Annotated in this window: 20 protein-coding genes; 18 read left to right on the plus strand and 2 right to left on the minus strand. The window is 42.5% G+C overall.

Annotated elements, in window-relative coordinates; genetic code table 11:
- The first annotated feature begins 149 nt into the window (after positions 1 to 149).
- The 4 genes from OCU48_RS13350 (at position 150) to efpL (ending at position 5056) form a co-directional block, all read left to right on the plus strand.
- The gene (locus tag OCU48_RS13350) at positions 150 to 1733 is read left to right on the plus strand and encodes a glycoside hydrolase family 13 protein (RefSeq protein ID WP_141346460.1); all 1584 of its coding nucleotides are present in this window, start codon (positions 150 to 152) and stop codon (positions 1731 to 1733) included.
- A 558-nt stretch (positions 1734 to 2291) separates the two neighbouring features.
- The gene (cspE, locus tag OCU48_RS13355) at positions 2292 to 2504 is read left to right on the plus strand and encodes a transcription antiterminator/RNA stability regulator CspE (protein ID WP_017029860.1); all 213 of its coding nucleotides are present in this window, start codon (positions 2292 to 2294) and stop codon (positions 2502 to 2504) included.
- 581 nt (positions 2505 to 3085) lie between these two features.
- Complete coding sequence (locus OCU48_RS13360) at positions 3086 to 4306, plus strand: M28 family peptidase (protein WP_141346459.1); 1221 nt, start codon at positions 3086 to 3088, stop codon at positions 4304 to 4306.
- A 177-nt stretch (positions 4307 to 4483) separates the two neighbouring features.
- Positions 4484 to 5056, plus strand: a complete 573-nt coding sequence (gene efpL / locus OCU48_RS13365) for an elongation factor P-like protein EfpL (protein ID WP_141346458.1) — start codon at positions 4484 to 4486, stop codon at positions 5054 to 5056.
- Positions 5057 to 5188: 132 nt separating this feature from the next.
- Here efpL and OCU48_RS13370 read toward each other — a convergent pair whose 3' ends face one another.
- On the minus strand, positions 5189 to 5806 hold the full coding sequence (locus tag OCU48_RS13370) for a sugar O-acetyltransferase (RefSeq protein ID WP_244312354.1): 618 nt from the start codon (positions 5804 to 5806) through the stop codon (positions 5189 to 5191).
- 318 nt (positions 5807 to 6124) lie between these two features.
- On the opposite strand from OCU48_RS13370, the gene OCU48_RS13375 reads away from it, so the two are divergent.
- Positions 6125 to 7150 carry a S1 family peptidase gene (locus OCU48_RS13375; RefSeq protein ID WP_141346457.1) on the plus strand — a complete coding sequence of 342 codons (1026 nt, stop codon included), beginning with the start codon at positions 6125 to 6127 and terminating at the stop codon, positions 7148 to 7150.
- Positions 7151 to 7425: 275 nt separating this feature from the next.
- On the opposite strand, the gene yegD is transcribed toward OCU48_RS13375, so the two are convergent.
- Positions 7426 to 8778, minus strand: a complete 1353-nt coding sequence (gene yegD, locus OCU48_RS13380) for a molecular chaperone (protein WP_141346456.1) — start codon at positions 8776 to 8778, stop codon at positions 7426 to 7428.
- 578 nt (positions 8779 to 9356) lie between these two features.
- Between yegD and OCU48_RS13385 the strand changes: the two genes are divergently transcribed.
- The 13 genes from OCU48_RS13385 to OCU48_RS13445 all read left to right on the plus strand — a co-directional run bounded on the left by OCU48_RS13385 (position 9357) and on the right by OCU48_RS13445 (position 22015).
- On the plus strand, positions 9357 to 11480 hold the full coding sequence (locus OCU48_RS13385; RefSeq protein WP_141346455.1) for a TonB-dependent siderophore receptor: 2124 nt from the start codon (positions 9357 to 9359) through the stop codon (positions 11478 to 11480).
- 59 nt (positions 11481 to 11539) lie between these two features.
- Positions 11540 to 12265: a siderophore ferric iron reductase gene (locus tag OCU48_RS13390; RefSeq protein ID WP_167496215.1), complete on the plus strand. Its 726-nt coding sequence runs from the start codon at positions 11540 to 11542 to the stop codon at positions 12263 to 12265.
- Positions 12266 to 13096 (plus strand): ABC transporter ATP-binding protein, encoded by an 831-nt coding sequence (locus OCU48_RS13395; RefSeq protein ID WP_208727189.1) that lies wholly within the window; start codon positions 12266 to 12268, stop codon positions 13094 to 13096.
- Positions 13096 to 14094, plus strand: coding sequence for a FecCD family ABC transporter permease (locus tag OCU48_RS13400; RefSeq protein ID WP_208727187.1), 999 nt, complete (start codon positions 13096 to 13098; stop codon positions 14092 to 14094). The genes OCU48_RS13395 and OCU48_RS13400 overlap by 1 nt, the downstream gene beginning before the upstream one ends.
- On the plus strand, positions 14094 to 15125 hold the full coding sequence (locus OCU48_RS13405) for a FecCD family ABC transporter permease (RefSeq protein WP_141346453.1): 1032 nt from the start codon (positions 14094 to 14096) through the stop codon (positions 15123 to 15125). The genes OCU48_RS13400 and OCU48_RS13405 overlap by 1 nt, the downstream gene beginning before the upstream one ends.
- A gap of 31 nt (positions 15126 to 15156) precedes the next feature.
- Entirely contained in the window at positions 15157 to 16059 is a 903-nt protein-coding gene (locus tag OCU48_RS13410; RefSeq protein ID WP_167496214.1) for an iron-siderophore ABC transporter substrate-binding protein, read from the plus strand.
- Positions 16060 to 16136: 77 nt separating this feature from the next.
- Positions 16137 to 16976: a DUF3450 domain-containing protein gene (locus OCU48_RS13415; protein ID WP_141346451.1), complete on the plus strand. Its 840-nt coding sequence runs from the start codon at positions 16137 to 16139 to the stop codon at positions 16974 to 16976.
- A gap of 3 nt (positions 16977 to 16979) precedes the next feature.
- Positions 16980 to 18341 (plus strand): MotA/TolQ/ExbB proton channel family protein, encoded by a 1362-nt coding sequence (locus OCU48_RS13420; protein ID WP_141346450.1) that lies wholly within the window; start codon positions 16980 to 16982, stop codon positions 18339 to 18341.
- Positions 18341 to 18895 (plus strand): MotA/TolQ/ExbB proton channel family protein, encoded by a 555-nt coding sequence (locus OCU48_RS13425; RefSeq protein ID WP_141346449.1) that lies wholly within the window; start codon positions 18341 to 18343, stop codon positions 18893 to 18895. Before OCU48_RS13420 ends, OCU48_RS13425 begins: the two co-directional genes overlap by 1 nt.
- Positions 18896 to 18906: 11 nt before the next feature.
- A complete protein-coding gene (locus OCU48_RS13430; protein WP_141346448.1) occupies positions 18907 to 19314 on the plus strand; it encodes an ExbD/TolR family protein in 408 nt (135 codons plus the stop codon).
- 21 nt (positions 19315 to 19335) lie between these two features.
- Entirely contained in the window at positions 19336 to 19959 is a 624-nt protein-coding gene (locus OCU48_RS13435) for an energy transducer TonB (RefSeq protein WP_141346447.1), read from the plus strand.
- Positions 19956 to 21125, plus strand: coding sequence for a tetratricopeptide repeat protein (locus OCU48_RS13440; RefSeq protein ID WP_141346446.1), 1170 nt, complete (start codon positions 19956 to 19958; stop codon positions 21123 to 21125). Before OCU48_RS13435 ends, OCU48_RS13440 begins: the two co-directional genes overlap by 4 nt.
- A gap of 215 nt (positions 21126 to 21340) precedes the next feature.
- Positions 21341 to 22015, plus strand: a complete 675-nt coding sequence (locus OCU48_RS13445; RefSeq protein ID WP_141346445.1) for an SDR family oxidoreductase — start codon at positions 21341 to 21343, stop codon at positions 22013 to 22015.
- Positions 22016 to 22106 lie beyond the last annotated feature (91 nt).

A 22106-nucleotide genomic window follows, 5' to 3' on the forward strand; every position in this document is an offset into this window, starting at 1 on the left:
TGTGAATTGGCTGCGTGACACAAGAAGCATTCCCCTTTATTATCTTTTGCTTAAAGGCTAACTCTAGCCAACCTTAGAGACAAATCACGATTATCGCTCCCCCGGAGACAAATCATGATTATCGCTCATTATTTTTATGGAGCATGATTATGAATACTTGGGTTAAAGATGCGATCGTTTATCAGATCTATCCCCGTAGTTTTAAAGACTCAAATAACGACGGCATTGGTGACATCAATGGTGTTCGCTCAAAACTCGATTATCTTGAACAATTGGGTATTAACACTCTTTGGCTAAGTCCAGTTTACGACTCTCCTTGCGATGATAATGGATACGATATTCGTGATTATCAAACCATTTTAGCTGAATTTGGCACTATGCAAGACTTCGACCTGTTACTCGAAGAGTGCCATCAACGAGGCATGAAGTTGGTCATGGATTTAGTGATCAATCATTGCTCGGATGAGCATGAGTGGTTTGAGCAATCAAAACTATCAAAGACAGGACCATATGCTGATTACTTCTATTGGGCTGACAAACCTAATGATTTGAAGTCAGTATTTGGTGGGTCTGCTTGGGATTATTGTGAGTCTCGCCAACAATTCTATCTACACACTTTTAGCAAAAAGCAACCTGATCTTAACTGGGAATGTTCTGATCTCGTTTCTGAAATTGAACGAATGGTGGACTGGTGGTTGGATAAGGGAGTGGATGGTTTTCGAGTTGACGCGATTTCATTTTTAGATAAGTCAGGTATCGAAGATGCACCCAATGGCACCTTTGCCACAGAGGCGTGTGTGAATCGACCGAAAGGGCATACACACCTACGTAAACTGATGAGTAAGGTACACACACGTGATGTTCTCAGTGTTGGAGAGATCAATGCGAGAGGTACCAGTGAGTTGTTGGATTATGTACTCCCTTCACGAAACGAATTCCAAATGGCAATTGTATTCACACCACCAGAAATCGAAGTATTTCACGAAAATTTGAACCAGTATTACAAAGATCAAATTAAGGTTCGTATTGAGGTTCAAAGACAGGGCGCTTGGAACGCCAACTTTCTTTCTAACCATGATAAACCACGTCAAGTATCGCTTTACGGTGATGATGGTGAGTTTTGGCTACAAGCAGCAAAAGCGTTAGCAGTACTCAATCTTACTCAACATGGAACGCCATACCTCTACCAAGGTGAAGAGATAGGTATGACCAACTGCTATTTTGATGAGATTTCTGATTATGATGACATTGATACCATTGCTAAATTTCAAGAGCAATTAGAGAACGGCTTATCAAGTGAGCAAGCTTTGGCATTGGTAAGTAAAGCCAGTCGAGATAATAGTCGAACGCCGATGCAGTGGGATAGCTCCACCTTTGCGGGTTTCAGTAAAGTTACGCCTTGGCTAAAGGTGAATGAGAACAAGAGTACGATAAACGTAAAATCTCAGGAACAAGATGCCGAGTCTATTTTGCAATTTTATAAGCAGCTGATTGAATTCAGGTTGGGTTCAGAGACATTAAAAACGGGTGATACCTCACTGCACGAGACCGCCGATCCGATTATTGCATATCAACGTCAGGGTGATAGCTGCACCTATTTAGTGATTGTCAATCTGAGTTCTGAAGTGGTGTTAGCTCCAAGCTTACCTGAATCTCAGACAGCACGGTTGATGTTTGGAGAGGCGCTTAGTGAGTACTTACCGCCTTATTATTTTGCGATTTATAAGTACTAAATGTTAGTGCTAGCGTTAAACACTAGAGTGTGTGACGCTAGCTTTCAGTTTGCCTCTTAACCATGAACGTTTCAAAGGTCAATTTCGTAAAACTCTAGCGTAACGGCATTCCAGATTGATCGTATCGGGACGCTGTTTTTACGTTGTGCAATGATAACCACCTTGATAATGAGGTTTATTTAAAAATATTGCATTTCACGGCCTACGCAAAGCCGGCCAAACGGCGGAAACCAATTGCACGAATAGCAAAGAAGTGTCCTAGCAAGTTAAAGAAAGTATTAGACCGTACTGAGATCAGAAAATAGGGCTGCGTGTGAAAATTAGGCTTACATATGCAAAATAATGCTTTACAGCTTGTTTTATTGGTGTATTATCCACTTTCACTCTGTGATTCAGAGTTATTAATGAAATTTAAAGTAAAAGCAAAACCCTCAGTATTTCTTCGTTATTGTTGTCATCCTCAGTGTTTCCTTAGCTTCATCGTAGCATTCAATAATTCAAAATTTCAGTGTATCGCAATATTGCGAAAATAAATGATTTAAAAATAAGGGACACATAATGTCTAACAAAACTACTGGTATCGTAAAATGGTTTAACGAAGAGAAAGGTTTCGGCTTTTTGACTCAAGACAACGGCGGTGCAGACGTATTCGTTCACTTCCGTGCTATCGCATCTGAAGGTTTCAAGACTCTAGCTGAAGGCCAAAAAGTGTCTTTCACTGTAGAGCAAGGTCAAAAAGGCCTTCAAGCTGCTGACGTAGTAGCTATCTAAGTTTTTGTCGGCGCAGATAGCTTCGCTGTCTGCGCCAACTTACTACTATTAATTCATAACTCTATAATTTATATCGTAACACCGTAAATAAAAAACCTCTCTCACATCTGCAAAATGTAAATGTCGTCAAGTTAGTTATTTCCTTCGCTACATCAATATAAATATTAAATAAGCTTAACTATTTCCATGTTGAATCAAATTTCTCAGGAAAGGTTCTGTCGTATAAAAATTAAGGATATTTATGTCTCGTTCTATCGGTCGTAAACGCTTTTGGTTCCAAAAAAAGTGTACAGAAAATAGTACTAAATTTAAAAAAGTTAGCTAATTACAAATACTTAGCTCTACTGTAATGTCTTAGACTCAAGCCGTTTTCGTGATCCAGAACGCTTTGAGTTAATAAGAATGTCATTTTTACGTTACTCAATCCCCATACCAAATTTCCAATTTTTCCTCGTATCTTGCTGATCTCATTTATGAGCCCAGTTTCATTTCGCGCTTACTAACATTTGTAAATCCCTTGAATTCATTGGTCTCAGGCATTAGTTTAACTGCCAATAGTAAATGGATGTGAGAATGACCAAATGACTTCAGAAAGCAAAAACGCTCAGCCTTGGGCACAGCCGATGCCACAACACCAGTTTGAATTTATGTCTAAAGTACTGTCTGCACCTTCCCCTATTGGGTTTGAAGCGGCAATGAGCTATGGAGTGATCAAGCCTGAATTTGAATCTTTTATGCCTGAAGGCTGGGGTATTCATCAGTTCAAGGGTAACGCGAGCGTCGTATTTGATTCTCATCCTGGTCGTGATGATCTCACTAGTGTCATGATCGTAGGCCATGCTGATAAAATTCGTATGCAAGTGCGCAAGATTGATAGTGACGGTAAGGTTTGGATCAACACGGATTCTTTTTTGCCGACGACCTTGATTGGCCATGAAGTTCAAGTCTTCTGCCAAAACCCTGAAAAACTAGGCACTTATAAGGTGATTAAGGGTGGAACGGTAGAGGCGCTAGGTGCTATTCACTTCTCTACGCCATCACAACGTACTGGTGAGCAGGGCATTAAGCCTGAGTCTATCTATCTAGAGCTGCAAATGCATGGTGAGGATCGCAAAGCACAAGTTGAAGCACTTGGCTTACGTGTGGGAGACCCAATCCTCCTTGATCGTCCTATCAAACGAGGTGTTGGCGCAGATACCTTCTTTGGAGCCTATCTTGACAACGGCTTAGGCTGTTTTTCTGTAGCAGAGGTGGCTCGTACTCTTGCTTCTGAAAGCCTAGACAATGTGCGAGTACTTTACACTATTGCGACTCATGAAGAGATTGGTCGTTTTGGCTCAACTCAAGTCGTGGGTGAGCTTAAGCCTGATGTATTGATTGCAACAGATGTAAATCATGACTACGAAGCGGCTCCTGGTATTGGTGGCCGTAACATGAATCCGCTGAAAATGGGTCAAGGGTTTACTATCGGTCGTGGTTCTGTCGCTTCAGAGTACTTGGTTCAGGTGTTTGATACTTTGTGTCGTGAAAAAGGCATCCCGTTCCAATTGGATTTTTCTGGCCGTGATATGGGCACAGATGGCATGGCTGCAGCGCTTGCAGGTGTCGATAGTGCTTCTATTTCAATTGGTTACCCTATTCGTAATATGCATACTTCCTCAGAGTCTGCGCACACTGGTGACTTACTTGCCTCTATTGAGGCTATCACTGAAGTTTTACGTCATTTCAATGGCATGAATGGCGGAAAGGGTATTACTCGCGATGACCTTAAGAACAGTCATATTCGTTTGGATAATCTTTGAATTAGAATGATGTAATACTGACTTTTAGAGCGCTTCTATTTGGGCGCTCTTTGTTTTTATGTGTATTAAGATACTTTAAACACAGTTTTACCGCCTTGAGAGCAGTATTGGATGATCAACCCCAATTGTCCTTGTATACTCTGCTTAAAAGATCCTAATTGAGACAAGGGAACAACAATGCCTAAGGCAAGTGAAATCAAAAAAAGTGCTGCGATTGAGCACAACGGTAAAGTGTACTTCGTTAAAGAAATCAACAAACTAACGCCAAGTGGTCGTGCAGGTGCAAGTCTATACCGCATGCGTATGTATGATGTGGCGACAGGCGCAAAAGCAGACGAAAGCTTTAAAGCCGATGAAATCATTAACCTAGCAGATTTCAGCCGTCACCCATCTACTTTCTCTTACATCGATGGCGATGAGTACGTGTTTATGGACAGTGAAGATTACACTCCATACAACTTTAATAAAGAGAGCATTGAAGAAGAACTTCAATTCATTAATGAAGAAACGCAAGGCATCTACGTACTGCTAGTTGATGGAAGTCCAGTGGCTCTTGAATTACCTTCAGTTGTTGAGCTTGAAATTGTTGAGACTGACCCTTCAATCAAAGGTGCTTCAGCAGCTGCACGTACTAAGCCTGCGACACTGTCTACAGGTTTGACTATTCAAGTACCTGAGTACATTGCTGGTGGAGAAAAGGTTCGAGTGAACACCACTGACAAAGCATTTATGGGACGTGCTGATAAGTAATTTATCAACACTCCTAATAAAAACGCAGTCGCTTTCGAGCGACTGCGTTTTTTTATGTTCATGAAAAAGTGGTTGGTATTATGACTTAATTGGGATAATGCAATGCTGTGCCAAGTTATGAGGAAATCACAATTAAAAATCGAGGGGGCTTAAATCGTGATACTCCCATTTATCCTGTTCTGTAATCTCTCGCATGACTTTACAAGGGTTACCGACAGCGATGACTCCCGCAGGGATGTCTTTGGTGACCACGCTACCTGCGCCAATAATGCTTCCTTTACCAATAGTGACACCACCACAGACGGTGGTGTTTGCTCCGAGCCACACATCGTCATGCAGGGTAATAGGGCTCGAAGCATATAACCCGACAGCCGAACGTTGATATGGGTCGATCGCATGTTCAACACAAGCGAGCACACTGCCTGGCCCGATCATGACGTTGGCGCCAATATTGACAGTCGAAGTATCTAAAATTACGCAATTATAGTTGAGAAGCGCAAAGCCTTTGAAGTGAATATTGAATCCATAATCACAGCGAAAGTGAGGCTCAATGTTCATGAAAGATGTCACGGTACCAAACAACTCTTTGTATAGCGTTTGTCTTTGCTCTGTATCATCAGGATGAGAGTTGTTGAGCTCAAAACAGAGTCGCTTTGCCTTAGATTGAAGCTTCTTGTCATCACGAGAAAATTTATGGATGAACGGTTGATTTGAGGTGAGCTTGTCGATGAAGTTCATGTATATCGTCATATTGAAAAACCAAACTCATACTCTACCAAGCTAATGCCATGAAAAATCAGGGATTAGTCTAGGAAACATTAATTGGTGATACCAGGATACCCTTTCTTAAAGTTAATTTTGTAGAAGGGTAACTGAACTTTGTTGCAAGAAATGAGTAAAACTTAGTACTGCAAAGCTATTTCAAAAAAGCTATATTTGAAGATGAACTCACATGCAATTGCAGTGAGACAAGTTTAATAGCTGACTGATGATAACCCTTATTAACAAGGCAAAATCACTGGGTAATGGAACTACCTAGGCAGAGAGTACTAATTGATGGAGTAGGGTATGCATAAAGCATTTAGATTGGCGGCATGTGCAGTCGTTTCGCTTGGGTCGGTTCACGCAGTGGCAACCGATGAAGGGGCAAGTACGTATATTATCAATGGAATTTCAGTTTCGATACAAACGTTCCCGTCGTTCTCTAGCCTCTATTTTGACCAATTAGAGACGTCTGGCTTGTATCAAAACTATTGTGGAGCCACCATTCTCGATGAGTACCACGTTCTTACAGCAGCCCACTGCATAGAGGGCGATTCTTATTACTATACTTACACTTCTATTGCGCCTCAGTTACAAAACGAAGATCAGGTTCTTAACGGCAGCATTTCGTTAATTCGCGGTAGTGAGTTTTATTACCCAGATACTTTTGTTGACAGTGAGGCTCAAAGTTGGCCTGACGATATTGCTATTGTTAAGTTAGAAACTCCCTTACCCGTAGACACTTCAGCATATGTTACTTTAGCCTCTATGAGCGACATCTCGTCCTATGACGCGGTGGGAACTGAGATGGTTACGATTGGCCATGGTTACACACGTTCTGGAACAGATGGCTCGGATGACTTGCAGGGCACAACTCAAAGATTGCTTTCCAGGTCTGATTGTTCATCAGCTGGGATAAGCAGTAAACAACTCTGTCTAATTGGAGATTATAGCCCTGATACAGACTTGCTTAACTCTACCTGTGGGGGCGACTCAGGTGGTCCTCTCTACTGGTATAACGGGAATCAATACATCCAAGTTGGGATAACCAGTTATGGCCCGACTCAATGTGGGAACCCTGACTCTGACTATTCGTCAGCTTATACTGAAGTAGCTGAGTATCGAGGTTGGATTGCAGACGTACTAGCAGGACGAGAGTTGCCTAAGATTATTGTCACTGAATTTGATCGTGAAAATTACACACCTGATGAAGAAGATACCGTGTTTGGCGATGAGTCTGGCGGGGCTTTTTCTTGGATGTGGTTACTTACTTTGATTATTGGGCGTAGTCTGCAATCGTATCGCTTTAAGCAACGATTTCCTGAATCTTGATTTACCCCAACAGCAACTTGAGGCTAAGATCGCTTCTGATCGCCAGAACAGTTTGAGAAGAGAGAAACACTTTGCTTGGCGATCTTATCGGCCGCTCTGGCTTCTTGTGATATGTGGTAAAGATTATTCATAAAGAAGCCAACTATGACACCTAAAATCACAAATTGTATAGGCTTTAAATTCATATTATCCCTCGCAAATGAGAACTATTTAGCCTTAAAAGCTAAGTCTAGACCGAATTTGGAAGGCTTTCAAAAGTGATGTGTATTTATAGGCTATCTAAAACACACATTAGCCCAGCGTGCCAAGCCAGCAGTAACAGACCCAAAGTAATTACCACTCACGACAGGTACACTTGGTAATACTGTTTGTACTGCGTTTCTTAGTACAACTGAGCGAGCTGAGCCACCGGTCATGAATACTGCGTCTGGAGTGGTTTGCGATTGCTGAACTGCTTCCAAAACCAACTTAGTGATCTTCTCTTTTGGCACTTCAATGGCTTGTTCCATCTCTTGTTTCAACACTGGAATCTCTACCATCTCACTAAGAAGTTTTATCTTGGCGAGATAGGTATCACTGTCTGACAAGGCAATCTTGGCATTTTCTGCTTGAGACACAATGCCGTAGCCAAGGGCTCCTTGGTGCACTTCAATCATTCGCGAAAGCTTAGCGGGCTCACAGGCTTCACGATGAAGTTGTCTGAGTAGGGCTAGGTTTTCTTTCCCATAAAAGTCTCGTTGAGCCTGAACATTATTAATCAAAATAGAATGCCAAAATTGACTGATTGGTATTTCTAGACCTGATTGTTTTCGGCTACCCTTACCGAACTCAGTCATAAATTGCTTATAAGCAATATGGATATCGAGATCGTTACCCCCTACAAGTTGCCCAGTATGGCCAAGTAGAGTCTCTTTTCGATCGCTTTTACCAAGCCAAGATGGTCCCATTTGAATCATAGAACAGTCGGTTGTACCACCACCGATATCAACCACCAATACGTTTTGGTCAGAAGTTAATGTGCTCTCGTAGTCGAGTCCCGCTGCAACCGGTTCAAATTGAAATTCAACGTTCTTAAAGCCAGCTCTGGTCGCAGCTCTAAGTAATATGTCTTGTGCTTGCTGATTTGACTCTTCTCCACCACGACCAAGAAAGTTTACAGGTCGGCCTATAACGGTATCTTCAACTGCTCTTTCAAGAGATAGCTCTGCTTGAGATTTCACGTTTTCCATCATGGCGCATACTAAGTCTTCAAAGAAGGCAAGCTGCACATCACGCAATCCCCTAGCACCTAAGAAAGACTTTGGAGATTTGATGTAATACACATCCTTTGGATCTTCTAGGTATAGATCCAAAGCCGATTGCCCAAACAGAATTTCTTCTTCCATAACGTCAATGCCTTCCTCTCGGTTAGCTCGAATAGCACGTTGTAACACGGCTTCACCAGGCTGTGTCATAGGCATAATTTGCTTACGGCGATAAAGGTATTCAGATACTGATTCAGAAGTAGGAGCACATAGAGTTGACGAGATGTATTTGTCGCCATTGCTGAGTGGAATTTGGATTGCTTGGTTATCAATAATATGCGCAACAGAGCAGTTCGCCGTACCGTAATCAAAACCAATTGCCATGTGTCCTCCAAAGACCAGTGAATGCTATGAAAAAAGGGGCGCAATTAAACCTTGTTTAGGTGGTAGAGGTCAAGAGTGATTGATAGCAATTGTAGTAAATAACGGCTCATTTAATGTGATTGGTATTAAGCAAATAGAGGGTCACTTTTGATAATTTAATATTCCGAGCTAGAACGACATTCCGGTGGTTGTTCCAGTAGATACGCGGAATGCTTCCACTAGCGGTATGTGATGGCCCATCATCTGTATAAAAAACACCCTTGTTATCAAATAGGTAACAATTGTGTTTAGTTGCTACTAGCCCATCCATTCGCGACTAAATGTGCTTGCTAATATTGGGTCGGCCTCTTGCTCCATCATGTTCATTTTAATAATGCATAACAGTTAGTTATTGCCATTCGACTTATGTTGTTGCTCTAACTCTAAGTGCAATCAGTCTCTTATTGCTCATTTTCAGCATCACTTTTCTTCTGTTGCAAAACATTGCAAGTGACTTTATGATGCTCGAAATTGAATGCAAATGTGACTAATTATCATTTGTATTGGCGATAATATAATCAAGTGTGACTCAGATAAAGATGCTAACTCAAACTTTTAAACCAAACCTTATAGCCCTTTCTGTTATAGCTGGGATGCTAAGCTCAACCTCTGTTTCTGCAAAAACAGAACAAACTCAAGATATTGAAACTATTTCAGTTCTAGGTAAGACCTATCGAAACACGGCAACTAAAACGTCTCTTGAACCTGAGGAAACACCGCAGGCGATAAATGTTATTGACAGTGAAGATTTAGAAGCACACGGCGTTAAAACCTTGAATCAAGCCTTGCGTTATACGCCAGGTGTTGTGGCAGAGCAAAGAGGCGGCTCGGTAAGCATGTACGACACGTTCAGAATTCGTGGCTTTGACGTTTCTACTAACTATTACGATGGTTTATCACTACCAGCTTCATACGGTTTCCTTCAACCTCAAATTGATCCAATAGCAGTTCAGCAAGTTGAAGTATTCAAAGGCCCAACGTCTGTTCTTTATGGTTCAATGGCGCCAGGGGGTATGGTGAATATGATAGCCAAATCTCCACAAACTGAATCGAGCACTGACGTTGGTGTTGCTACGGGTTCACGTAATCTAATGGAAGCATCGATTGATTCTACTGGTCAGATTGGGACTAGCGATTTTTCTTATCGTTTTATTGGCCTAGCTCGTAAACAAGATAGCCAAGTTGATTCTATTGAAGAAGAGCGTTATGTGATTGCACCATCTGTCGACTGGCAGGTATCTGATAACACTTTGATTAACTTCAATCTTTACTACCAAAATGATCCTTCACTAGGGTTAGACTCTTCATTACCTGCGGTTGGTATGTTCATAGATTCACCTCAAGGCTCTACATCGCCATCTACGTTTGTGGGGGCAGATGATTGGAGTAAGTTTGAACGTGAGGTGTTAATGGTTGGCTATAAAATCAATCATGATTTTGGCAATGGTTGGAATTTCCTACAGAACGCTCGATACATAGATGCATCTACTTACCGTGAAGATACCTATTATACGCAAGTAGATACAATGACGGGTGATCTTAATGACATGACTGCATATAGTATTGATCAAGACCACAAAGGTTTCTTTATCGATAATCAGTTGTCGAAGACTTTCATGACGGGTGATGTAGAACACAACGCTTTGTTTGGTTTTGATTACCAACGTCAAAAAGGTTCGATGTTAGATACGACTTACTACGACAAAACTTATGTCGTTAATATTTTTAATCCAAATAATGATTACATTGATAGAAACAACCTTGGCACAGGTACTGAATTCGATAATAGTATTGAGCTAGAGCAAATTGGTGTTTATCTACAAGATCAAATTAGAATTAATAACCTTGTGTTAATTGCGGGTGGTCGATATGACAATTATACGTCTGATGAAACCTCTTATGGAACGGACTTTGAAGCTGACCACAGTAATTTCTCATATCGTGTTGGTGGCTTATATGAACTAGGTAATGGTTTTTCACCATACCTTAGTTATGCTACAAGTTTTGAACCAGCAGCTGGTACCGATTCAAGTGGTAATAGCTTTGACCCTCAGATTGGTAAACAATTTGAAGTTGGTTTGAAATATCTTTCTATGGATATGTCGAAGCAATTCACTATGTCTTATTTCCATATCATTAAAGAAGACTCTCTACTGCCTGATGCAAACAATTACCCATTTAAGATCCAAGTGGGTGAAATTGTTTCTCAAGGTGTTGAATTTGAGGGGACTTGGTATGCTACGGATAGTTTGGATATTACGACGGCTTACGCATATACCGATGCAGAAGTAACAGAAGACGTGAATCCTGATTTAGTTGGAACTACTCCTATCTATGTTCCAACACATGCAGCGAGCGTATGGGCAAATTATTTCTTCTATGACGGCGCATTAAGCGGTACTCGAGCGAGTGCTGGTGTCCGCTATATGGGAGAGATGGAAGTAAACGCCGAGAATACTCAAGGTAAGGTTCCAGATTACATCGTTGCTGATTTGTCATTCGGTTATGACTTAAGTTACTTATCTGAGTCGATGACTGACGCGACGGCAAACCTAGTCGTAACCAATTTGTTTGATGAAGACACTTATACTTGTTATGACATTAATAACTGCTGGTACGGCGCTGAGCGTACAGTAGAACTGAACTTTAACTACAACTTCTAATGTTGAGAGCGAGTTCTGATACCTCAGGTGGGGCAGTTCAAGTACATCAAGTAAGCCCGATGCAGGGTTTACTTGATAACTGTAGAGCTTTATCACCCTATCTTGATGGTCAATCTCTTCTTGAACCAAAGTTCGCTAAAGGCGAACTTTGGATTTCTTCGTGTGGAGATGAGTTAGAATCAATACAATTTCTCTATGACAGCATACGACAAGCATATCCAGATGCTGGGCGAGTTTACTGGGCGACCCGTACCTGGGATTTATTGTGTTGGCAACCTCTGGCTATAGCATTTGTCGCGGTGTATCAATCGGGAGTTGCTCCTTCTTTTGAACACTTCTATCAGAAAGCGTCTTCTTGTCTTATCACTGGTTTCCAGATTCAAACGCAAACTCTACAGCATGACAATGTCGAGTCTCTTATCTCACGCGTCTCTATTAATTTAGAGGCATTGTTTTCTGATTACAGAAAACGACTCAATGAGGTAACGCGGTGTTCTACGAATTTTTCTAACCAACTTTTAGCGGACAACCTGCTTGGTAATTTGATCAACTTGCAACGTATGTCCCCAAGCACAGCAAGCGCAACGTTACTGGAGCAACTGCGATTTTGGATTGAAGGGTTGAAGCTACCCAATTCGATATGGAATACCATTGTTTCAAGTGCAAATGAGCCTATCGTTCGTGTAAGGCGCAGTTGTTGCCTCGCAGATAGAGTTGAGGGTGGGGCGCTTTGCTCTGATTGCCCAAGATTGCAAAGCAATAAAACACTACAAAAGAAAGCATAAGTGGAAAAACTAACTTCATCTAATCAGGTTACTTTTACAGCTGAGGCACTGTCTGTTGGCTATGGCTCATCTGCAAAAATTCAACCTGTAGTAAAAAACGTCAATCTAGATATCAAACCGGGTAAGTTGACCATACTTATCGGATCTAATGGCTGTGGTAAATCAACGCTATTGAAGTGTATGGCAAGGGTGCTTAAACCCATGAGTGGCAAAATACTACTTAATGGCGAGGATATTAATAAACAGAACCCCAAATCAGTAGCGAAGCAATTGGCACTATTGCCTCAAGGGCCTATTGCGCCTGAAGGTTTAACGGTTAAGCAGTTAGTAGCACAAGGGCGTTATCCCCATCAGTCTTTTTTCCAACAATGGAGCTCTGAAGACGAGGAAGCGGTCTTAGAAGCGATGCAAATGGCTAATGTGGAAGAGCTTCAAGATCGTCCAATCAGTGAAATGTCAGGAGGGCAGAGGCAACGTTGTTGGATTGCAATGGTGCTTGCTCAACAAACCGATATTATTTTACTCGATGAACCAACGACGTATCTAGATTTGAAAGTACAGGTCGATTTGCTCTCTTTGCTGAGTCGACTCGCTCATGATTATGGTAGAACTTTGGTGGTTGTGCTCCATGAACTCAATCTAGCTGCTTCGTATGCCGATCATCTCGTAATGGTTAAAAATGGCGAAATCTATGCTCAGGGTACGCCTGAAGCAGTATTCACGGATCAAAACCTATTTGAGGTATTTGGCCTGCAAGCTAAGGTATTCACAGAACCAGAAACAGGTAGCAAGATTTGCATACCTACAGCAGTACCTCAGAGAAACACCTGATGCCTAGAATGAATGTTAGGTTTGTTGCCAGCCTTTGTCTTATCACTGCAGGTTTTGTTCTGACTCTTTTTTGGCACTTGTCTATTGGCACACAAAACGTGTCTTTTTCAGAGGTGTTTCAAGCTTTAACTGCTTATGATGAGGATAACTTCACTCATTTGATTATTCAGGAGTTGCGTCTCCCTAGAGCATTAGTTGCGGCAGCTGTCGGTGCGAGCTTAGCTGTTTCAGGTGCAGTGATGCAGGGCGTTACGCGCAACCCGTTAGCTGATCCAAGCCTACTTGGAATGATGTCTGGCGGAGCATTGGCTGTTGTTATTTTTATGAGTATTTTTGGCCAGAGCTTTCTAATTTGGCTACCGGTTGTTGCTGCCATAGGATCGACAGTGAGCGCCATTATTGTATGGACTGTTGCTTCTCGAACCAGAGGTGGAGCCTCACCGCTAAGTCTAATTCTTGCCGGTTCAGCGTACACCGCTTTCACTGTAGCGCTACTTTCCTTGTTTAATTTATTTGATGAGCGAACATTCGAGCAGATGCGAGTTTGGTTAGTAGGTTCACTCATTGGAAGTAATCTTGAAAGTTTAATGTGGTGCTTACCGTGGATTTTGCTAGGTCTGGTGGGAGCAATTGTATTGTCACCAACGATTACGGCTATGTCTATGGGGGAGCATATCGCTACAGGTTTAGGTATCAACGTAAATAGACGAAGGTGGCAATTACTAGTGTGTGTGGTTGTGTTAACAGCCGCTTCAGTCGCTCTTGCTGGCCCCCTAGGGTTTATCGGCCTCGTGATTCCTCATGTAGTTCGCATACTCGTTGGAGCGGACTACCGAGTTATTGTTCCATGCTCAATCGTAGTGGGTGCGGGTTACTTGTTGGTGGTCGATTCTTTGGCTCGATATCTAATCCAACCTCAAGAAATAGCAACTGGGCTTATTACGGTTTTACTTGGTACTCCATTGTTTGTTTTGCTAGTTAAAGTGAAGGTTCGATAATGGAACTAAAAGTCATTCGCACTTCACGCCTAGGCATGTCGTTTCTATGCAATGCACAAGCAGTCGCGGTGACGGTTGCTCTAATGTTTATTTTGGCCATTTTGTTTGGCGCAAGCTTAAGCATGGGTAGCTACGACCTTTCATTGTCTAAGGTCGCGGGGTTAATACTTGCCCCTGATTCTAGTCAGTCCGCGTCTATACTGTTTGATTTTCGCTTACCTCGAACTTTAGTCGCGATATTAGCCGGTACTTTGTTTGCATTGTCAGGAGCAATTCTACAAGGTATTACGCGAAACCCGCTTGCCGATCCAAGCTTGATAGGAATAAGCCAAGGAGCAGCTTTGACCGTAGTTATTGCAACTATGTTGTTCCCAGAGGCGCTTATCCATTGGCGAGAAGTGATAGCGTTTGCCGGCTCACTGGGTGTGGCGTTTCTTATCCAGTCTCTTAGCGGGCAGTCGCACAATCTAAAGTTTATTCTTATTGGTATTGGCATAGCCGCCTTCGTTAGTGCGGTTACCTCTGTATTTCTAACTTATGGTGAAGTTCAAAGTGCCATGTCAGCCTTAACTTGGTTGGCGGGTAGTGTGCATACTGCAAGTTGGGGCGACGTGTCTTTACTTGTTGTGGTTTTAGCTCTTGTCTTATGTGCTTCGCTTTATAATGGCAGGCGTTTGGATGCTATTTTATTGGGCGATGAGGTTGCTATTGGCTTAGGTATTGCAATTACTAAAGTGCAGCTGGTTTTACTAATAGTCTCTGTTTTTGGTGCTGCATTAGCAACGGCTATCGTCGGTCCCCTTGGGTTTGTGGGATTGATTGCTTCTCACCTAGCGAGGGGTTTGAGTCAAAGTGGTTCAACCAATCATTTAATCAACTCTGCTTTGGTAGGGGCTTTACTGGTGTTAGTAGCCGATCTTATTGGTCGGACGTTATTTGCTCCAACTCAGGTAGCAGCAGGGCTAGTGACTTCTCTTATTGGTGCGCCATTATTTGCATATTTGCTCATTAAGAAATCAAAGGATAATTAGAAATATGAAGAATGGGATCTTGGGATTATGTATGACTTTATTGTCATTTCAATTACTGTCTTTCCCTTTGGAAATTCAAAATAAATTTGGTGTCACTAAGATCAACAAACAACCCGTTCGAATTGTCTCTGTGGGTGTGAGCGATCAAGATGATTTGTTGGCGTTAGGTATTAAGCCATTGGCGACGCGTGAATGGTACGGAAACCAGCCTTATGCCGTTTGGCCATGGGCTCAAGATGAACTTGGAGACGCAAAACCCGTAGTTCTTAAGGGCACTTCATATGATTATGAAAAGATCGCAAGCTTAAAACCAGACCTTATTGTGGGCGTATCTTCTGGAATGAATCAGCGTGAATACGAGCAATTATCAACGATTGCTCCGACTTTGGCTCAGTCAGGTGAATATGCCGATTGGATGATGCCATGGAACGAAAAGCATCAAATGATAGGCCAAGCGGTTGGTTTAGAAGCTCAAGCAAAAGAAAACATACAGAATATCGTTGCCCGCTTAGATGGTGTGAAAGCCGCTCATCCTGAATTTAAGGGAAAAACAGCGGTGGTCGCGTTCTATTACAACAAGCAACCGGGCGCCTATGCAAGTAAAGATCTACGTTCTAAATTCTTGACTGAACTAGGGTTCCTTATCCCTAGGCCTTTTGATGAATTAGCCGGTAACAGTTTCTATGCCTCTTTTAGTGAAGAGCGACTAAACCTTTTAGAGACAGATGTCGTTATCTGGTTGGGTGAAGAGAAAGATATAGATTCTGCAAGTACTGTCGCATTTCGAAAGCGCATGCCGTTTCATCGTGATGGACGAGAGTATTTTACCGGCGACATGGTAGGAGGAGCATTCTCTTTTTACAGTCCACTATCCATCAACTACTTAATCGATGAGATGGTACCTGAGATATCAAAAATTATTAACAATAATTGATTAATCTCATTGAGAATGAGTCTCACTTTAGATTACATTAGTGACAATTAGCTAAATCACAGATTTACGAGAAACCTATGAACCACACAAGAATGCGATATCTGCTTGTTGCAGGTCTATCCATGACGAGTTCTTTGTCTATGGCCAATGAACAGGCAACATTGCAAAAATCTCAAAATATTGAGACGCAGATAACGCAACGTGCAGCAAAGACCCAAAATCGCGTTGCAAACAGCAGTGATAAGGCGATGCAGCTAGAAGCGGACATAGCAGGGATTAAGCAGGAAGTTCATAACCTTTCTGTTTATAACTCGCACCTTGAAGGTTTGATCGCAAGCCAAGGTAAAGAGCTCGAAGGGTTTGATGCGCAGCTTTCTCAAATCGATGATACTCGCCAAAGCATTGTGCCTTTGATGTACGAGATGCTAGAAGGCCTTGAAAAGCTCAATGCTGAAGATCGCCCAATCCGCACTGAAGCTAGAGCTAAACGCCTAGATAGCTTGAATGAAATGATGACTCAAGCTGATGTGAGTGACGCTGAAAAATACCGTCGTATTTTGGAGGCCTATCAGATTGAAATGGACTACGGGACTAAAATGGGCGCTTATTCAGGCACCATTGAAGTCGACGGAAAGCCTATCATTGCAGAGCAACTCTATATAGGTCGCGTTTCTTTAGTTGCACGCTCAAATGATCGTCAACGCTATTGGGCGTGGGATGACAATAGCAACCAATGGGTGTTACAAAATGGTAGTGTGGGTCGCGAGATTGATAAAGCATTTGATATAGCAGCGAAGCAAGCGTCACCAAGTATTCTTGAGTTGCCGATTTCGCTGACGCTTGTTGAAAACACTAAGTTTGAAACCATTAAGTCTGAAACCACGGCGTCTGAAACAGTAACGGGTGAGGAAAAATAGTCGATGAAACATCACCTAGCAAAAATCAGCCTAGTGTTAGCGTCAGTACTATTTGTACTTCCGACTTATGCCAGCCAATCGCTTCTTAATGACACAGCAACAGCGAAAGCAACAGAGCAGCAGCATAATAAACAACGAGAAGCTGAGTTTTCTTCTCAAGAAAAGAAGCTTCAAAGCCAATATGATGCATTGGTAAAGCAGCGCTCAGATCTTAACAAGTCTATAGATTCGCTCAGTGCTCAATTTCAAGACAATGAGCAAAAGCTTTCCGAAAAAGAGAAAGAACTGACCTTAGCCACGGGCAGTTTGGGCGAGATCTTTGGTGTCGTTCGTCAATCGGCAAAAGACGTTCAGTTAGAGCAAGAGCGTTCGGTTGCCTCTATTGGACTTAAGCAAGATGTGGCAACTATCAATGACATCATTGCTGCAAAGTCTATCCCTTCTAAAGACCAGCTATATGGCCTTTGGCAGTCTTATGTTCATCAGATCAGGGTAAGTTCACAGGCGACTATTATCAATGTACCTTTCGTGGGTGGTTCAGGTGAGATAGAGCACAAGCAAGTGTTGCGTATGGGTGCATTCGCATTGGCGGATGACAATGGTTATCTAGTGTGGAACTCAGATAAACAAATCGCTACGTCTTATACTGTGCAGCCAAAACAGGCTCTGACTCTCAACACGGATATGAGAGCTGAAATGCCAGTGGTTGCCATTGATGCCACACGTGGTGCTTTGTTGGAACAATTAGCTAACAACCCAACAGTAATGCAGCGTATTGAGCAAGGTGGCCTAGTAGGTAAAATCATTCTTGGTTTGCTACTTGTTGGTCTTTTGATAGGTCTTTATCGTGCTGTAATACTGATGTCTATCAAATCTAAGATAACCAAGCAGTTAAAAGATGTTGAGTCACCTTCGGATGACAACCCACTTGGCAGGGTTATGTTGGTTCATAAACAAGATCAAAGCCCAACGATCGAAGCACTAGAGCTTCGTTTATTAGAAGCGGTAATGGACGAACAAGAAACCCTAGAGCAAGGTATTTCTACCATCAAGTTATTAGCGGCGCTAGCACCTATGCTTGGCCTACTTGGTACTGTGACAGGGATGATTGATACTTTCCAGACCATTACTCAATTTGGCAATGCTGACCCTCGTATTATGGCAGGTGGTATTTCAATGGCGTTGATCACAACCGTACTTGGCCTGATCGCGGCAATGCCACTGCTTCTGGTACATAACTTGTTATCAAGCCTATCTGAAGGCATTCGTAATCTTGTTGAAAAACAAGGTGTTGGTTTGGTTGCACAAAGCGCTGAGCGCAAGCACTCAACTGACAGCCAGATTGCACAAGAGGCAACGGCATAATGAACGACATTGCGTCAATTTGGGCGATGCTATCAGACGTACCCCTTGTCGGTTCTATTGAAGAACTGATGTTTCGAGGTGGTCCGGTTCTGTGGTGGCTCGCCATTGTGATGTTGGTTTTTTGGATACTTGTTTTAGATAGAATCTTGTACTTCTTTTGGGTATTTCCTAAGAGTCAGCATGACTGGGTGCTTAAGTGGCAACAGCGCACTGACCGCCATTCTTGGTACGCTCTATCCCAAAGAAGCGCATGGCTATCTGCATCGGAATCTAGCCTTAAACGCTCACTGTCCTTAATGAAGGTACTTGTAGCCCTATTCCCAATGCTTGGATTATTGGGGACAGTAACTGGCATGATTTCGGTATTTGATGTGATGGCAGCCCAAGGAAACAGCGAACCGCGCCTAATGGCTGCAGGTATTTCCATGGCCACGATTCCAACGATGGCGGGTATGGTTGCCGCACTCGTTGGTATGTTTGTTTATTCAAGATTATATGGATTGGCAGAACGTAAACAGTTGCACTTAGAGCGACTGCTGCGAATTCATAGCTGAAGGTTAATATTATGAGATTAGGACGCCGCCGCGAGCGTAATGAAGAAGCACAAGTGGATATGACTTCGATGCTCGATATCGTATTCATCATGTTGATCTTTTTCATTGTGACCAGTTCTTTTGTGCGTGAATCTGGCGTTGAGGTAAATCGTCCTCAGGCGGCTCACGCAACCAGTCAAAAAGATGCCGGTATTTTCATTGCTATTACAGATACCAATCAAGTGTATATCGATAAACGCTTGGTAGATGTTGAACGAGTGCAAGCAACGCTAGAGAGTATGATCATCGACAAGCCAGATGCCTCAGTAGTGATCCAAGCTGACAAGTTTGCCTTTAATGGCACAGTTGTCGAGGTAATGGATGGAGCTAAAGGTGCGGGTATTGAAAAAATTGCACTGGCTACTGCAGCCCCAAACTGAACGGCAAAGTAGAGACTTTTGATGAAACGATTATTCATTGCGCTCCCCGCTGCTATTTTGATGACCTTTTTTGTGTTCGGCTTTATGACTTGGCTGGTGAATATGGGCAAGACTTCTTTGCCTGATCAAAAGCCAACAGTCAGGTTTGACATGTTGCAAGTAGAGCAAGATAGCCAAACACAACGCCGTCAGCGTCAACTGCCAGAACCGCCTGAGCAGCCAGCCCAACCCCCGGAGACTCAAGTCACTGATTCAAGTCACGTCACGGAAAACGCATTATCGTTAGACAGTTTAGATTTACCTCAGGTTGCGTTGGATACGGCGGTTTCTGGGTTAGCCATTTCAAATCCAGGCCCGATGAAGATTGCGCAAAACCAACAGGTGATGCCACTGCATCGTATGGAACCTAGATATCCGGCAAGAGCACTGAGCCGCAAGATTGAAGGCTATGTAGTAATGAGCTTTACCATCAACGAAGTAGGTAATCCTATTAATATTGAAGTGGTGCAGAGTGAGCCTAAGCGAGTGTTTGATAGAGAAGCGACAAGAGCGCTACAGCGTTGGAAGTACCAACCATTAGTTGTCAATGGCAAGGCAACACCTCGAGAAGGTCAAACCGTGAAGTTGGAGTTCAAACTGCAATGATGAACAGATCACTTATAATGCTCGTGCTAACGGCTATTTTTCTTGGTTCAAATGTGAATGCCCAAGAGCTTAGCCGATCTACAGCTAATCGAGTACATCAAGCTTATGAATTGCAAAGCCAAGGCGATGACACAAAGGCGATCGAGGTCCTAGAAAGTGTGGATTCTAGCAGAACCTTTGATACTTCATATGTGCAACGAATGTTAGGTATCTTGTATTGGCAGGAAGAAGAAAGCGCGAAAGCTGAAAAGGCGTTGTCGCATTCTATTGAACTTAAGGGGCTTCCTGCTGAGCAGCATACCGAAACTCAGCGCATGCTGGCGGATATTCAGTTGTCCAATGGCAAGATGAGCCAAGCGCTAGATAATTACCATCAAGTCATTTCTCAGAATCAAACTCAGAAATCCTTGCAACCTGAGACGGTTCAGCAGATCTGGCTTCGTATCGGGCAAGCTAACTATCAAATGGAAAGTTGGACATCAGTGTTAAACGCATCGAAGAGTTATTACTCTGCTGGTGGTAAGACGACAACGTCAGTATTGAATCTGCGTTTGGGCGCAGAGCTTTCTTTGAAGCAATGGAATAATGCGTTAAAAACAACATTAGTATTAAGAGGACTGGAGCCCGAAACAGAACGATGGTGGACACAAACACTTAATCTGTATTTAAGAATAGGGAACTTCCAACAAGCATTATCAACACTAAAGCAGTATGAGAGAGCTGGATTTGAGCTAACCAAAGACCAATATAGAATGATGGCGCAACTTTATTCCAAACAAGGCGTACCAGAGAAGTCGGCTCAAATATTTCATAATTTGAACAAAGGCGATACTGCAAAAGCGAAGGATCTTGCTATTGAAGCGCAGCACTGGCAAAAAGCTAGAGAGTGGGATGAGTCGCTTAATGCTTGGGCTAGAGCATCCGGTAAAGATAACGACTATCGTTGGTCTTACATTCAATTGCTTATGCAAAACAAACAGTATAAGACGGCGATATCTCAGTTAGATAAGGTTGAAGAGAGCTCAAGAAGAGAGTTAACGAGTGTTGAAGCATATTATCGCTTAGGCAATCGAGAGCAGGCACTCAAGCATGCTCAAAAAGCCAACCAAATTAAATCGGACCGAGTTGCGCTGAACTGGATTCGATATTTGAATCAACCACAATAATCAAACAATGCTGCCTTCGGGTGGCATTTTTTATGCGCGTTACAGATAGGGAAGAAGTTCATTTATAGATGGTGACGTTGTCAATTTCTCTGTTATTTCAGGCTGAGTTTCAATTGCTTACGTTTAACCACACATATCGCATCACTCCATTGTGTAATGAATATGAAGAAAGGTTAGATTGAGGTTAGGTGCGAACGACTATTGAGGAGTAAAAGATGAAGGTAATCGTAACAGGTGCAAGTAGTGGTATTGGATTTGAACTAGTAAAACAGTTGTGTTCAGAGGGAAATCAAGTCTTTGCAACTGGGCGAAACAAAGAGAAGCTAATCGAATTGCACGCTTTAACGGGATGTCACATCGGCATCTATGATCTCAGCGTATCCGCGAATGTCACAGAGATGTTCAATCATGCTGTCACTGAGCTTAATGGCTTAGACGTACTTATCAACAATGCAGGGATGAACTCTCGAAAATGTCCAGTAGATGAGTTTTCCGTTGAAGAATTAGACTTGCAATACGCCGTTAATTTGAGAGCGCCAATGTTATTGTGCAAACAAGCGCTAGCAGTTATGAAGCTTCAAAAGTCAGGATACATTTTTAATGTAACAAGCACCGTCGCAAAGAGAGCTAGTGAGACAATGTCTGTATATACAGCAACTAAGCAAGGTCTTTCCGGTTTTACTGGAGTGTTAATGAAAGAAGCTCAGCCATTTGGAATCAAGGTAACAAACTTACTTCCGGGGGGCACAGATACTAGTTTTAGAGAGGCTGAAAGACCTGAATATATGAAGCCAGAAAGTGTTGCTCGCACAATATTAGGATTACTTAAGCTCCCTGAAGATGTCATTATTCATGAAATGTTATTTAGACCGCAGGTGGAACTAGAGTAATTTTAGCGCCAAATCGTTATTACTTTCTGCAGAGTGTTCCGTTAGTAATGTGAACACTATCAATGTGTTAGTCGAGATTTTGTTGCACAAT

It is taken from the genome of Vibrio inusitatus (assembly GCA_024346935.1).
GTDB lineage: Bacteria > Pseudomonadota > Gammaproteobacteria > Enterobacterales > Vibrionaceae > Vibrio > Vibrio inusitatus.

Excerpts from the sequence above, each read along its gene's own strand:
- OCU48_RS13350 (WP_141346460.1), top strand. The coding sequence starts at position 150 with ATGAATACTTGGGTTAAAGATGCGATCGTTTATCAGATCTATCCCCGT.
- cspE (WP_017029860.1), top strand. The coding sequence starts at position 2,292 with ATGTCTAACAAAACTACTGGTATCGTAAAATGGTTTAACGAAGAGAAA.
- OCU48_RS13360 (WP_141346459.1), top strand. The coding sequence starts at position 3,086 with ATGACTTCAGAAAGCAAAAACGCTCAGCCTTGGGCACAGCCGATGCCA.
- efpL (WP_141346458.1), top strand. The coding sequence starts at position 4,484 with ATGCCTAAGGCAAGTGAAATCAAAAAAAGTGCTGCGATTGAGCACAAC.
- OCU48_RS13370 (WP_244312354.1), bottom strand. The coding sequence starts at position 5,806 with ATGACGATATACATGAACTTCATCGACAAGCTCACCTCAAATCAACCG.
- OCU48_RS13375 (WP_141346457.1), top strand. The coding sequence starts at position 6,125 with ATGCATAAAGCATTTAGATTGGCGGCATGTGCAGTCGTTTCGCTTGGG.
- yegD (WP_141346456.1), bottom strand. The coding sequence starts at position 8,778 with ATGGCAATTGGTTTTGATTACGGTACGGCGAACTGCTCTGTTGCGCAT.
- OCU48_RS13385 (WP_141346455.1), top strand. The coding sequence starts at position 9,357 with ATGCTAACTCAAACTTTTAAACCAAACCTTATAGCCCTTTCTGTTATA.
- OCU48_RS13390 (WP_167496215.1), top strand. The coding sequence starts at position 11,540 with ATGCAGGGTTTACTTGATAACTGTAGAGCTTTATCACCCTATCTTGAT.
- OCU48_RS13400 (WP_208727187.1), top strand. The coding sequence starts at position 13,096 with ATGCCTAGAATGAATGTTAGGTTTGTTGCCAGCCTTTGTCTTATCACT.
- OCU48_RS13405 (WP_141346453.1), top strand. The coding sequence starts at position 14,094 with ATGGAACTAAAAGTCATTCGCACTTCACGCCTAGGCATGTCGTTTCTA.
- OCU48_RS13410 (WP_167496214.1), top strand. The coding sequence starts at position 15,157 with ATGACTTTATTGTCATTTCAATTACTGTCTTTCCCTTTGGAAATTCAA.
- OCU48_RS13415 (WP_141346451.1), top strand. The coding sequence starts at position 16,137 with ATGAACCACACAAGAATGCGATATCTGCTTGTTGCAGGTCTATCCATG.
- OCU48_RS13420 (WP_141346450.1), top strand. The coding sequence starts at position 16,980 with ATGAAACATCACCTAGCAAAAATCAGCCTAGTGTTAGCGTCAGTACTA.
- OCU48_RS13425 (WP_141346449.1), top strand. The coding sequence starts at position 18,341 with ATGAACGACATTGCGTCAATTTGGGCGATGCTATCAGACGTACCCCTT.
- OCU48_RS13430 (WP_141346448.1), top strand. The coding sequence starts at position 18,907 with ATGAGATTAGGACGCCGCCGCGAGCGTAATGAAGAAGCACAAGTGGAT.
- OCU48_RS13435 (WP_141346447.1), top strand. The coding sequence starts at position 19,336 with ATGAAACGATTATTCATTGCGCTCCCCGCTGCTATTTTGATGACCTTT.
- OCU48_RS13440 (WP_141346446.1), top strand. The coding sequence starts at position 19,956 with ATGATGAACAGATCACTTATAATGCTCGTGCTAACGGCTATTTTTCTT.
- OCU48_RS13445 (WP_141346445.1), top strand. The coding sequence starts at position 21,341 with ATGAAGGTAATCGTAACAGGTGCAAGTAGTGGTATTGGATTTGAACTA.